The sequence below is a fragment of the Corynebacterium sp. 2571A genome (assembly GCF_055700935.1).
The window spans coordinates 459,105-471,750 of the sequence record NZ_JASTTE010000002.1 but is presented as its reverse complement, the minus strand read 5'-3'; the positions used below and the strand labels follow the sequence as shown (position 1 = coordinate 471,750).

Below are 12,646 nucleotides of genomic sequence, written 5' to 3'. Positions count from 1 at the left end.
GAGGAATTGCGCGCCTATGACGCGGTTGCTATCCATCTTCACTGACACACGTGTAATTTACGTGTTCATTTGCCCGCGTGTCGGTACCCTCAACCTCTACTTTAGGGTTGCTGACATGGGCTTTTATGCAGTTCGCGCCCCCACCATACGGCAATCAGGCGGGGGCGCGAATTCGAGAATTTTTTACAGCGCTAACCGCGCTTAGTCACCAACTCGGGGTTAGTGATATTCCACTGGGTGCCGTCCATCTGCAGCACGGTGGAAAACGCCCGCGCCTTGTCGGCGTTGTCGTCGTTCGCGCCCCAGACGACCGTGCGGCCTTCCGTCAGGTGCAGCGTGGCCGAGTATTTCTCGTCCATGCTGAGCTTTTCGACCTGGGCGCGCTGGTCCTGCGACAGGGCGGCCAAGATCTCGACGGCGTCGACCAGGCTGGACTTGTCATCACTGTCGATCTCCACGGCCCCTTCCGGCGGCTCGGCGACGACGAATTCCTTGCCCGCCGAGTCGATGAGGTGGGTGCCATCGCCCTCGCGCAGGAAGGCCACGGCCTCCCGCTCGGTGATATCCACCTGCACCGTGCTGGGCAGGGAGCGGCCCACCGTCGCGGACTTGACCCAGGGAAGGGTGGCCACGCCCTCGGCGGCCGCGTGCGCGTCCAGGCGCATCAGGTTGCTGCCCTCGGCTATCCCGGAGGCCTCGCGGACCTCTTCCTCGGTGACCTGGGTGGCGCCGTTGAGCTCGAAATCCTGGGCCTTAAACACGGGGAAGAACCACACCACGGCGGCAGCGATGACCGCCACCGCCACGAGGGCGCCGACCACCGACAGTACTAGCTTGCTCCTCATTGGAAACGCTGCTCCAGCTCAGCCAGGATCTCCGCGGCCACCAAGGTGACCGAGCCGGCGCCCATGGTCAGCACCAGATCGCCCGGTTTGACGGCCGCGACCACGCTGGCCGCCGCCGCGGAGAAGTCCGGCTCGTAGAAGACCTCGGTTCCCGCGGGTATCTTGTCGGTGATGATGCGGGAGGTGATCCCCTCCACCGGTTGCTCGCGGGCGCCGTAGATATCCAACACGACCGCCACGTCCGCCAGGCTCAGCGCGTCGGCGAATTCCTGCTGGAATTTAATGGTGCGCGAGTACAGGTGCGGCTGGAAGCAGACCACCACGCGGCCGGCGCGGGTGGTCGCCTCCACCCGCTCGCGGGCGGCGCGCAGGACCGCGGCTACCTCGGTCGGGTGGTGCGCGTAGTCGTCGAAGACCTCCACCGGCTCCTGGCCTTGAGGCCCCGCCGCGACGGCCCCGCGGTACTCGAAGCGCCGGCGCACGCCGGTGAAGTCGCTGAGCCCGTCGGCCAGCTTGTGCGGGTCCGCGCCCGCCAGCGTGCCGGCCACCAAGGCAGCGGCCGAGTTGAGCACCATGTGGTGCCCGGGGACCTGCAGCAGGTAGTCCAGCCCCACCGAGTGCCCCGCCACATCCAGGTGGACGGTGACCCGGGTGCCCTCCGCGGTGGCCTCCTCGGTAGAAATCACCGCGGCCGCCGGAACGTCCGGGTAACGCTTTACGGCGTCGGGGGTGCCGTAGCCTACGACGGCGATGCCGCGCTGGGCGGCGCGCTGGCCCATCTGGGCCGCGTGCTCGTCCTCCAGGCAGACCACCAGGTGCCCGGTCGGGGTGATCCGATCGGCGAAGTTCTCGAAGACCTGGAAGTAGGCCTCTGGGGTGCCGAAGAAGTCCAGGTGATCAGGCTCGATATTGGTCACCACCGCCACGTCCGGGCGGTAGCGCAACAGGGAGGCATCCGACTCGTCCGCCTCGGCCACGAAGGCCTTCCCGGTGCCGTGGTGGGCGTTGGTGCCGGCCCGGTTGAGCTGGCCGCCGATGGCGAAGGACGGGTCCTCGCCGGCCTGCTGCAGCGCGTTGACCGTCATCGAGGTCGTCGAGGTCTTGCCGTGGGTGCCGGCTAGCAGCACCTGGGTGTAGCCCTCCATCAGCTCGCCCAGCAGGTCGGAGCGGCGAATGACCGGAATGCCGGCCTCCCGCGCGGCGACCAGCTCCGGGTTGTCCTGCGGGATCGCGGCAAAAGAGGTGACCACGGCGGTCGGGTTCTCGCCGCCGAGCCGCAGGTTCTCCGCGGCGTGGCCGACCGAGATGTGCGCGCCGAGGGTGCGCAAGACTTCCACGGCGGTGGACTCCTTCTGGTCCGAGCCGGACACGGCGCTGCCGCGGGCCAGGAGGATCCGGGCCAGGCCGGACATGCCGGCGCCGCCGATGCCCACCAGGTGGACCCGGTCGAGGTTGACTGCGTCTGGGGTGGATTCGGGACCCACTAGGAGACCTCCTTGCCTTCTCGGACGGCGGTGGCGATGTGGTCGGCCAGGCGCTGGGCCGCGCCGCCGGCCGCGCTGTTGGCAACAGCCGCGCGCATAGACTCAAGGCGCTGCTCATCGCCCAGGATGGCGCGCACCTCGCGGTCCAGGCGCGCCCCGTCCAGCTCGGCGTCGGGGACCTGGACGGCCGCTCCCGCTGCCACGACGTCCTTGGAATTGAGAGCCTGCTCGCCGTTGCCGTGCGGCAGCGGCACGTAGATGGCGGGCACGCCGGCGGCGGAGACCTCCGCCACGGTCATCGCCCCGGAGCGGCAAACCGCCAGATCCGCCACGGCCAGGGCCGCGGACATGTCGTCGATATACGGCACCGGCACGTAGCCCTCGCTCGACTCGGGCAGCGCGTTCTTCTTGCCGACGGCGTGCAGGACCTGGAACTCCCCGTCCCAGGAGGACTTCGCCGCGGCCACGGCGCGGTTAATGCTGGCCGCCCCCTGGGAGCCGCCGGTGACCAGGATGGTGGGAATACCCTCGCGCAGACCCCAGAGCTCGCGCCCGCGGGCGGCGGCCTCCGGATCGTTGCCCAGTTCCGGTCGCACCGGAATGCCGATCTGCTCGCCCGGCATGCCCGAATTCGGGTGGGCGTTGAAGCCGATGCCGCCCAGCTTGACGCCCAGCTTGTTGGCCAGGCCCGCCAGCGCATTGGTCTCCAGCACGTAGAAGGGCAGGTGGTGGCTGGCCGCGGCCAGGTAGGCCGGCGCGGCGACGTAGCCGCCGGTGCCGAAGACGGCGTCGGCGTCCACCTTCTTAAGAACCTTGCGCGCTTCCAGCACGGAACGCACCAGGCGGTACGGCAGCTTCAGCAGGTCCAGGCTGAGCTTGCGCGGGATCGGGACCGGGGTGATCATCTCCAGATCGACCCCGCGGGCGGGAATGAGGTCGCTCTCCAGCCCCTTCTGGGTGCCCAGAGCGGTAATACGGGCGCCGTAGTCGCGCTGCAGGACAGCGGCCACAGCCAGGGCCGGCTCAATATGTCCGGCAGTGCCGCCACCAGCGACGACGACGGATAAAGGCTTTGAATTCATGAACTACAGGCTACCAGCGCCGGCGCGGGTTCCTGTCCCCGCCGCGCCCGGTGGAATCCTGCCCACGCGGCGTGGAGCGCACCGGGCGGGTCCGGCCGGTCACCGGGGAGCCGAAACGCTCCTCACGCTGCTGCTGTCTGCGGGCACTGCCCCGCTTTTGGGGGCTGGCACCCGGGCGCTCGGGGCGGCGGTCCCGGGGCGCGCCCGAACCGTCGGCGCGGCGACGGCCGCCGCGCGGGGCGGCATCGGCCGGCTCCGGCTCCGCGATGAAGAAGAGCCGGTCGAAGAGCGGACGCCCGTAGTTGCGCATGGCCGAGACTGCCTCCGGCTCGTGCCGGGCCACGTTACACAACAGGCCCATGGAGCCGATGGTGATGATTGCCGCGGTGCCGCCGGCCGAGATCATCGGCAGCTGGATGCCGGTCACCGGTAGCAGGCCGACGACGTAGCCGATGTTGAAGTAGGCCTGGGCCACCACGCCGGTGGTCAGGGTCGCCGCCATGAGGGCGTGGAACTGGTTCTGCGCGCGCAGGGCGGTGCGGATGCCGAAGAACCCCAGCAGGGCGAAGAGCACGATGACGAGTGCGCCGCCCCACAGGCCGAGCTCCTCGCCCACCACGGCGAAGATGAAGTCGTTCTTGGCCTCCGGCAGGTAGAACCACTTGGCGCGGGACTGGCCGATGCCCACGCCGGCGACGCCGCCGTCGGCTAGCGAGAGGAAACCCTGGTAGGCCTGGAAGCCGGTGCCCTGGGTGTCCTGGATGTTGCCCACCAGGGCGTCGAAGTAGGTGTGGAAACGGTGCGAGCGGAAGCCGCCCGAGAGAAAGACGAAGACGACGCCCGCGACCGCCAGACCGATAATCGAGGCGACCACGCGCCAGTCCACGCCGGCGAAAAACAGGGTGAACACGACCACCACGGCGAAAGACATGGCCATGCCCAGGTCGCCCTGGAGGATAATCAGCAGGAACATCAGGCCCGCGATGGCGGAATAGACCATGAACGGATCCAGCAGGTCCTTCGGGCGGTGCTGCTTGTTGGCCAGCGCCGAGGCACCGAAGAGCCCGATGGCCACGCGCGCCAGCTCCGAGGGCTGCAAGGAAATCGGTCCCAGGATGATCCACGACTGGGAGCCGACCTCCGCGCGGCCGGTACCCACCCCCGGGATGAGCACGAGGATGAGCAGCACGATGGACAACAACAGGATCCATGGGATGGCCCAGCGCATGGCCCGCGGTGGGATCTTCAGCGCGACCCAGAAGGCCAGGAGGCCGACCAGGACCATCGCGGTCTGGCGCAGCGCCTGGCCCCAGACCAGGCCGGATTCCACGAGGGACTCGGCCATAGACGACGAGAAGACCATCGTCACACCGATGCCGACGAGCAGGAAGATGATGATCCGCAACATCAGATAGTCCAGCCCCGGCCACTTGTTCATCTGCTCGAGGCTGCGCTCGAGGAAATTAGCCACCCGGTGGCCGGGCTTGGCTGACTTCTGCGTTGTGGAGGTCATTGCGCTGGCTTCTCCTCGGTATCTTCTCCGGCATCCTGGGCGGCGTCGTGGGCGGATTGCTCCGTGAGAGCGCGGGCTGCGGCGGCAAAGAAGTCGCCGCGCTGCGCCATCCCGGTGTACATGTCTAACGATGCCGCAGCCGGGGCCAGAAGTACGGTATCCCCCGCCTCGGCGTGTTGCCAGGCCGCCGCGACTGCGCCATCCATGGCCGCCTGCGGGTCCTGCTCGTCTAAGACGGTCACGGGGACCTGCGGGGCGTGGGCGCTTAGGGCCCGCGCCACCAGCTGCCGGTCTGTGCCCAGCACGACGGCGGCCTTGAGCTGGTCGGCGTGGGTGGCGACCAGCTCGCTGACATCTGCCCCCTTGAGCTGCCCGCCGACCAGCCAGATGACCCGGTCGAGGCCCTCCAGGGCGGCGTCGGCGGCGTGCGGGTTGGTGGCCTTGGAGTTGTCGATGAAGCTGACCCCGCCGTGGCGGTGCACGACCGCGCCGCGGTGGCCGGCGACGTGGTAGGCCCCCAGGCCTGCTTCCACGGCTTCGCGGCTCGCGCCGGCGGCCAGCCCGGCCGCTGCCGCCGCGCAGGCGTCCAAAACCCCGGCCAATCCGGCCGGCTCCACCCCGTCGGCGGAGACTAGGTCTAGGTCCTCGCCGTCCAGGCGGGCGATAATTCGCCCGCCCTCCACGCCGACCTGGCCGGCCAGCGGGGTCTGGGAGCTAAAGGAATAGACCTGCGGGGCCAGGTCGCCGGACTGGCGGGCGCGGGCGACCAGCTCCATCACGTGCGCGTCGTCCGCACCGGCGATAGCGATGCCTGCGTGCATGACCTTGGCCTTGTCCGCGGCGTAGTTGTCGAAGCTGCCGTGCCAGTCGAGGTGATCCTCGGCCAAGTTCAGCAGCACCCCCACGTCCGGGCGCAGCTGGCTGGCCCAGTGCAACTGGAAAGACGACAGCTCAGCGACCAGCACGTCGACGCGATCGTTGTCCTGGATGGCGTCGAAGACGGAGACCCCGATGTTGCCCACCGACACCGCGCGGCGGCCGGTGCGACTAGTGTCTGCCTGCATGATGGCCGCCAGCATGCCGGTGGTAGTGGTCTTGCCGTTGGTGCCGGTGATGACCAGCCACTGGCGCGGCGCGCCGAAGGTGCCGGCCGCGTCCAGGCGGTAGGCCAGCTCGACGTCGCCGATGACCTCGACGCCGGCGTCACGGTAGGCGGTAAGCAGCGGCGAGTCCGGGCGCCAGCCCGGGGAGGTCACCACCAGGTCGATCTGGCCGTCGGCGGCAATCGCCATAGCCTCCGCGGTACTCATCCCGGTCGCCCGCGCGCCGCAATCGGCCAGGCCCTGCTGCCGCGCCTGCGGGTTGTCGTCGGCGATGGTGACCTCGAGGTTCAGGCGGTCCAGCACGCGAGCACAGCCGCGCCCGGATACGCCCGCGCCCGCTACCAGCACCCGGCGGGCCTGGGCCAGGTCCGCGGGCAGACTACGCGCCGTGTGCAAAGTCATGGTGTTATCGAAGGCTCCTAACCTTTATCTTCAGTTTCTAGATTCCGATGCCCGCGGCAGTCAGCCAGTCTGCGTAGAACAGGGCCACGCCCAGCATGGCGGCCATGCCGGCCAGCAGCCAGAAGCGGATGACCACGGAGGTCTCCGGCCATCCACCGTTTTCGAAGTGGTGGTGGATGGGCGCCATGCGGAAAAAGCGCTTGCCGGTCGTCTTGAAGACGGCGACCTGGATGACCACGGAGGCCGCCTCCACCACGAACAGGGAACCGATGATGATCATCAGCAGCTCGGTGTGGGTGGTCACGGAGATGCCCGCGACCAGGCCGCCGAGCGCCAGGGAGCCCGTGTCCCCCATGAAGATCTTGGCCGGGGCAGCGTTCCACCACAGAAAGCCCAGGCAGCCGCCCAGCCCGGCCGCGGCCAGGATGGCCAGGTCCAGCGGATCCCGGACCTCGTAGCAGCCGGCGGCGTGGTCGGCGCCGCAGGCGTTGCGGAACTGCCAGAAGGTGATCAGGCTGTAGGCGCCCATCACGAAGGCGGTCGTGCCGGCCGCCAGCCCATCCAGGCCGTCGGTGAGGTTGACCGCGTTCGACCAGGCCGCGATGAGGATATACATGAAGACCAGGAAGACGATGGTGCCGATGACGGCGCCGCCCACGGCGATGTCGAAGGTGTCGATCTCGCGGAACATCGACAGCTTGGTCGAGGCCGGGGTCAGGCCGTTGTCGTCCGGGAACTGCAGCGCCAGGAAGCCAAAGGCCAGGGCGAGCGCGAGCTGCCCGATGAGCTTGGCCTTCTTGTTCAGGCCCAGGTTGCGGGCCTTGAACAGCTTGATGAAGTCGTCCGCAAAGCCCAGGCCGCCCAGCCCCAGGGTCAAGCCCAGGACCAGGACGCCGGAGACAGTGAACCCGCCTTTGCCGGAAACCAACCCGTAGAAGCCCGTGGTCAGGTAGGCCACGACGATGCCGGCTAGGATCGCCAGACCGCCCATGGTCGGGGTCCCGCGCTTGCGCAGGTGCGACTTAGGGCCGTCTTCGCGGATCTCTTGCCCCTTGCCGGCGTGGGAGAAATACCGGATCAGCCAGGGTGTGAAGAAAATCGCGACGATAAAGCTAATTACGCCGGAGAGAATAATTTGGGTCACTGTGAACGTGGTCCTTCTAATACAACAAAAGCAGTCTGAAGAAAATTCTGCGCGAGCTTATCTTATCGAGGTGGTTCTAGCCCTCGCCCTTTAGGTTTGCAGCTACCCGCCACAGCTGCTGGGCGTTCGATGCCTTGATGAGCACCACGTCCTTCGCCGCGCGCTGCGACCACTGCTCCACCCCGGCGGGCGGGGTGCGCAGGGTTTCCTCGACCAGCTGGGCGGCCTGCGCGTGGTCCGCCCCGACGGTCGTGGTGATCCCGCGGTCGGCGGCCGCGGCGGCCAGCGCCCGGCAGGCCGGGGAATCACCGACGATGATCAGCCGGTCCACGTTGTACTTCGCCAGTTCCGCGCCCAGCTGCTGGTGGGCGTGCTCGGCTTCCGCGCCCAGCTCGCCCATCTCGCCCAAGACCGCAATCGCCCGGGCGTCCGGGCGCGCCGCGGTGGTATACCCCAGCGCCGCGATGGCCGCGCGCATGGAGTCCGGGTTGGCGTTGTAGGAGTCGTTGATGATGGTGACCCCGTCCGGGCGGCTGTAGACGTCCATCCGGTTCGCGGAGGCGTTCCGGTGCCCGCTCAGCGCCGCGGCGACCTGCTCCGCCGGGATCCCCGACTCGATGGCCGAGGCGGCCGCCGCCAGGGCGTTGGAGACCTGGTGGACGCCGAAGACCTGCAGCTTGATGCGCTGCGGGGCGGCGTTCGGCGAGTGGAGGGTAAACGCGGCGCGCGCAACGTCGTCGAGCTCCACGTCGGTAGCGGTGTAGTCAGCCTCCGGCGCCGGCGGGTTCGCCGCGGAGTAGTAGACGACCTTGGCGTCTGTGCGCTTCGCCATGGCGGCGACAAAGGAGTCGTCGGCGTTGAGCACCGCTACCCCGCCCTCGGCGGCCGCCGGTAGGGCCTCGACCAGCTCGCCCTTGGCCTGGGCGATGTTTTCGCGGGAGCCGAACTCACCCAGGTGGGCCGAGCCCACGTTGAGCACCGCGCCGATGGTCGGGCGGGCGATGTCCGCCAGGTGGCGGATGTGGCCGATGCCGCGCGCCGACATCTCCGCGACCAGGTACTTGGTCTGCCAGTCGCACCGCAGCGCGGTGTAGGGGTGTCCGACCTCGTTGTTGAAGGAGCCGGGCGGGGCGACGGTCTCGCCCGCGCAGTGGAAAATGGCCGCCATCAGGTCCTTGGTCGAGGTCTTGCCGGCCGAGCCGGTCACTCCGACGATGGTCAGGTTGCCGTGGTCGGCCAGCCGGCGGGTGACCGCCTGGGCCAGCGCTGAGAGGGCGCGGATGACAGCGGCGGCAGACCCGTCGGCGTCGTGGGCGTAGATATCAGCGTTCGCGCCGTCGCCCTCCACGCGGCCGGTGGGTTCGACGACGATTGCGGGCACGCCCACCGGGCGGGCGGCCAGCACGGCCACCGCGCCCTGATCGACGGCCGCGCGGGCGTAGTCGTGCCCATCGACGCGGGCGCCGGGCAGGGCCAAAAACAGCCCGCCCGGGGTGATCTTGCGCGAATCGAATTCGACGAAGCTGGTGACCTGAGCCTGCGGGTCATCGACCTCGTCCAGATAGCCGCCGGTGATCTCGGCTATCTCTTTTAGCGTTAGCTCAATCATGCTTCTTCCTTCCCCGCCGGCGTGGTGCCGGAGGTCTTAGTTTCCAGTGCGCGCTGTACCTCTTCCCGGTCGTCAAAGTGGTGGACCGTGTCCCCCACGATCTGGCCGACTTCGTGGCCTTTGCCTACCACGATAATCGCATCGCCAGGCTCTGCCCACTGGATAGCCGCGTCGATGGCCGCGGCGCGGGAGGCGTACTCTGCCAAGGTGACCTCGTCGTCGCGCTCGGCGGCGGCCTCCTTCGCACCTGCCAGTACGGCTGCGCGGATGGGAGTCGGGTCCTCGGTGCGGGGGTTGTCGTCGGTGACCGCGACGTAGTCGGCGCGGCTGGCCGCGGCCTGCCCCATCAGCGGGCGCTTGGAAGAATCCCGGTCGCCGCCGGCGCCGATGACAATGCCGATGCGCCCCTCCGGGCGCTCGGAGGTCCGAATCTGCTCGCGCAGCGTGTCCAGGACCGCGGCCACGGCCGCCGGCTTGTGGGCGTAGTCGACCACGGCGACGAAATCCTGGCCGCAGTCCACGCGCTGCATGCGCCCCGGCACCGCGACGCCGGCCACGCCCTTCAGGAAGGCCTCCACGTCCACTCCGGCCGCGGCGGCCATCCCGGCTGCCAGGGCGGCGTTGGCTACGTTGAACTTGCCCGGTAGCGGGACCGTGAACTGGTAGTCCTTGCCCTCCAGGCTGAGCACGCCGTGCTGTTCGCCGGTCGGTTCCACCGCGGTGTGGTGGGCGGAAATGACCTTGCCCGCGTTGGTTGTTACGGCCTTCTCGGCGGTGGCGACCTCCGCGGTGGGGGTGCCCGCCGCGCGGGACAGTTCCACCAGCCGCTGGCCCCAGGAATCGTCGACGCAGATGACCGCAGCCGCGGCGGCCTCGGGGCCGGTGAACAGGCGGGCCTTGGTCAGGAAATAGTCTTCCATGGTCGGGTGGAAGTCCAGATGGTCCTGCGAGAGGTTGGTGAACCCGCCCACGGCAAAGCGCGTGCCCTTCACGCGGCCCAGTGCCAGGGCGTGGGAGGAGACCTCCATGACCACGTGGGTGACCCCCTGGTCGCGCATCTGCGCGAAAAGTTCTTGGAGTTTGGGGGCTTCCGGCGTGGTCAGCGACGTGGGCACCGGGGTGCGGTTGATGCGCGTGCCGGTGGTGCCGATAAGGCCTACCTGGTAGCCGGCGGCCAGCAGCCCGGCCTCCAGCAGGTAGCTAGTGGTGGTCTTTCCGGAGGTCCCGGTAACGCCCAGGATGGTCAGGTCGGCCGACGGGTGGTCGTAGATTTCGGCGGAGATATCCCCCAGCACGGCCCGGATGTCCTCGACCACCAGCCGGGGTCGGGTGTCGCCGGCGGCGTCGAGGATTTCCGCGCCGGCGGCATCGGTAAGCACCGCCGCTGCCGGGGTGTCGGCGGCGAAACGCGCGCCGTGGGCGTGAAGGCCCGGCAAGGCCGCGAACATCCCGCCCGGGGCGATGGAGCGCGAGTCCAGTCCGATGCTGCTAACTTCCGTCTCCGGCGAGCCGCTCAGGCTCCCGCCGGCCAGCTGTGCCAGTCGAGCTAGCGTACGTGCCATGGTGATGTTCTCCTATTCCGCCCGCAGTTTAAGGTTCTTGCCCTCCGGAGAGGTGGGTATGTTGTCTCGGTTGAGCAGCCAGCCGGCGATGTCGCTAAAGACCGGCGCCGCGGACTGCCCGCCCGACCCGTCGTCGTTGACGCCCGACTTCGGCTCGTCCAGCATGATGGCGACCACGAAGCGCGGGTCATCCGCCGGGGCCACGCCCGCGAAGGTGATCCAGTAGGCGGAATTAGAATACGCCCCCGTGTTCGGGTCGACCTTCTGGGCCGTGCCGGTCTTGCCGGACAGCTGGTAGCCGTCGATGCCGTTGCCTTGCGCCGTGCCGGACTGCACGCCCGCCGGGTCCTCCTGGAAAACCGCCCGGAACATGTCCAGGGTGGTCTTCGCCGCGGCCGGGCTGATGACCTGGGTCTTCTCCGGCTCGGAGTGGATGCGGTCCTCGCCGCTTTCGCCGTCGATGTCCTTGATGATGCGCGGGGTGATGCGCTCGCCCTCGTTCGCGATGGTCTGGTAGACACTCGCCATCTGCAGCGTCGTCCAGGACATGCCCTGGCCGATCGGCAGGTTGGCGAAGGTGCCGCCGGACCACTGCTCGAAGGCCGGTACCAGGCCGCCGGACTCGTTCGGCAGCTCGATGCCGCTGGCGTTGCCCAGCCCGAAGGCGTCGAGGTACTTCGAGTAGGTCTTGTCCCCCAGCTTCTCGGCCAGCATGAGCGTGCCGACGTTGGAGGACTTACCGAAGATGCCGGCCGTGGTGTAGGGCTCGACGCCGTGCTGCCAGGCGTCGTTGACCGTCACACCGGCCATGTCGATGGAGCCCGGGACCTGGTGGACCTCCTCCGGGGTGGTCACGCCCTCCTCGATGGCCGCGGCGGCGGTGACGATCTTGGCCACCGAGCCCGGCTCGTAGGGGTGGGAGATCGACGGGTTCTCGAAGCCCTTGCCGGCCTTGACCTGCTTTTCGATGTCCTCGTTGGGGTCGATGGTATCCGTATTCGCCATGGCGAGAACCTCGCCGGTGGCCGAGTCCAGCACCACGGCCTCGGCGGACTTGGCCTGCGAATTGGCCTTGGCCTTCTCCAGCTTCTGCTGCACGAAGGTCTGCAGGTCCAGGTCCAGCGTCAGGTGGACGTTGGCGCCGTCGACGGCGTTGACCTCGTCGCGCAGGGTGCCCGGGATGGGCTGCCCGTCCGTGGAGACGTCCTCGGTCTTGCGCCCGTCGATGCCCGTCAGCGTCGAGTCGCCGGAGGCCTCCAGGCCGAACTGGCCCTGGCCGTCCATGGAGACCTTGCCAATCACGTTCTCGGCGATGGCACCGTTCGGGTACTGGCGGATGTCCTGGTGGTCGGCGGCCACGCCGTGGTATTCCTCGGCGATTTCTACGGCCACGTCCGGATCCACGTTGCGCACCAGCACCTCGTACTGGGTGTCCGCCTTCAGCTTGTCGAGGATCTCCTTGTCGTCAACGCTGCCGACCTCGGCGCCGGCGTCCTTGATCATCTTCGGGATGCCCTTGGACATCTCCTTCAGGCGGTCATCGACGGCCTCGCCGGCCTTCTTCTTCAGATCGTCGCCGCTAGCGCCCTCGGCGCTAAGTTCGTTGGTGAACTGCTCCTCCAGCTCCTTGCGCAAGCGCGTCGGCGAGACGGTCAGGGAGCGGGCCTGCATGGTATAGGCCAGGCGCTGCCCATCGCTATCGGTGATTTCGCCGCGGCGGGCCGGCTCCACGTAGACCCGGGAGCGCTGCTCCATAGCCTTAGCCGACAGATCCGGGCCCCAGACGACCTGCACCCAGGCCAGGCGTCCCACCAGTACCAGCATGCCCACCAACAGGAAAGCCATGATGAACCGCAGGCGGCGGGACATCATGTGCGAATTCTTGTAGAGCTTCTTGACCTG

At 68.5% G+C, this 12,646-nt stretch carries 9 protein-coding genes; all 9 read right to left on the bottom strand.

Annotated features, from left to right (window positions below):
* Nucleotides 1–191 precede the first annotated feature (191 nt).
* Nucleotides 192–845, bottom strand: a complete 654-nt coding sequence (locus QQS53_RS05610) for a cell division protein FtsQ/DivIB (protein ID WP_472774911.1) — start codon at nt 843–845, stop codon at nt 192–194.
* Nucleotides 842–2,257, bottom strand: a complete 1,416-nt coding sequence (gene murC, locus QQS53_RS05605; RefSeq protein ID WP_472775058.1) for a UDP-N-acetylmuramate--L-alanine ligase — start codon at nt 2,255–2,257, stop codon at nt 842–844. Before murC ends, QQS53_RS05610 begins: the two co-directional genes overlap by 4 nt.
* 71 nt (nt 2,258–2,328) lie before the next feature.
* Nucleotides 2,329–3,411: an undecaprenyldiphospho-muramoylpentapeptide beta-N-acetylglucosaminyltransferase gene (gene murG / locus QQS53_RS05600; RefSeq protein WP_472774910.1), complete on the bottom strand. Its 1,083-nt coding sequence runs from the start codon at nt 3,409–3,411 to the stop codon at nt 2,329–2,331.
* Between the two features lie 10 nt (nt 3,412–3,421).
* A complete protein-coding gene (locus QQS53_RS05595) occupies nt 3,422–4,924 on the bottom strand; it encodes an FtsW/RodA/SpoVE family cell cycle protein (RefSeq protein ID WP_472774909.1) in 1,503 nt (500 codons plus the stop codon).
* Nucleotides 4,921–6,429 (bottom strand): UDP-N-acetylmuramoyl-L-alanine--D-glutamate ligase, encoded by a 1,509-nt coding sequence (gene murD / locus QQS53_RS05590; RefSeq protein WP_472774908.1) that lies wholly within the window; start codon nt 6,427–6,429, stop codon nt 4,921–4,923. Before murD ends, QQS53_RS05595 begins: the two co-directional genes overlap by 4 nt.
* A gap of 37 nt (nt 6,430–6,466) precedes the next feature.
* Nucleotides 6,467–7,573 carry a phospho-N-acetylmuramoyl-pentapeptide-transferase gene (mraY, locus tag QQS53_RS05585; RefSeq protein ID WP_472774907.1) on the bottom strand — a complete coding sequence of 369 codons (1,107 nt, stop codon included), beginning with the start codon at nt 7,571–7,573 and terminating at the stop codon, nt 6,467–6,469.
* A gap of 76 nt (nt 7,574–7,649) precedes the next feature.
* Nucleotides 7,650–9,182 (bottom strand): UDP-N-acetylmuramoyl-tripeptide--D-alanyl-D-alanine ligase, encoded by a 1,533-nt coding sequence (locus QQS53_RS05580; protein ID WP_472774906.1) that lies wholly within the window; start codon nt 9,180–9,182, stop codon nt 7,650–7,652.
* Nucleotides 9,179–10,744: a UDP-N-acetylmuramoyl-L-alanyl-D-glutamate--2,6-diaminopimelate ligase gene (locus tag QQS53_RS05575; protein ID WP_472774905.1), complete on the bottom strand. Its 1,566-nt coding sequence runs from the start codon at nt 10,742–10,744 to the stop codon at nt 9,179–9,181. Before QQS53_RS05575 ends, QQS53_RS05580 begins: the two co-directional genes overlap by 4 nt.
* A 12-nt stretch (nt 10,745–10,756) precedes the next feature.
* The gene (locus QQS53_RS05570) at nt 10,757–12,613 is read right to left on the bottom strand and encodes a peptidoglycan D,D-transpeptidase FtsI family protein (protein WP_472775057.1); all 1,857 of its coding nucleotides are present in this window, start codon (nt 12,611–12,613) and stop codon (nt 10,757–10,759) included.
* Nucleotides 12,614–12,646: the final 33 nt, after the last annotated feature.

Coding starts and splice junctions, on each gene's coding strand:
- murG (WP_472774910.1), bottom strand. CDS start 3,411: ATGAATTCAAAGCCTTTATCCGTCGTCGTCGCTGGTGGCGGCACTGCC.
- QQS53_RS05595 (WP_472774909.1), bottom strand. CDS start 4,924: ATGACCTCCACAACGCAGAAGTCAGCCAAGCCCGGCCACCGGGTGGCT.
- QQS53_RS05610 (WP_472774911.1), bottom strand. CDS start 845: ATGAGGAGCAAGCTAGTACTGTCGGTGGTCGGCGCCCTCGTGGCGGTG.
- QQS53_RS05570 (WP_472775057.1), bottom strand. CDS start 12,613: ATGTCCCGCCGCCTGCGGTTCATCATGGCTTTCCTGTTGGTGGGCATG.
- QQS53_RS05575 (WP_472774905.1), bottom strand. CDS start 10,744: ATGGCACGTACGCTAGCTCGACTGGCACAGCTGGCCGGCGGGAGCCTG.
- murC (WP_472775058.1), bottom strand. CDS start 2,257: ATGTCCGGCCTGGCCCGGATCCTCCTGGCCCGCGGCAGCGCCGTGTCC.
- murD (WP_472774908.1), bottom strand. CDS start 6,429: ATGACTTTGCACACGGCGCGTAGTCTGCCCGCGGACCTGGCCCAGGCC.
- QQS53_RS05580 (WP_472774906.1), bottom strand. CDS start 9,182: ATGATTGAGCTAACGCTAAAAGAGATAGCCGAGATCACCGGCGGCTAT.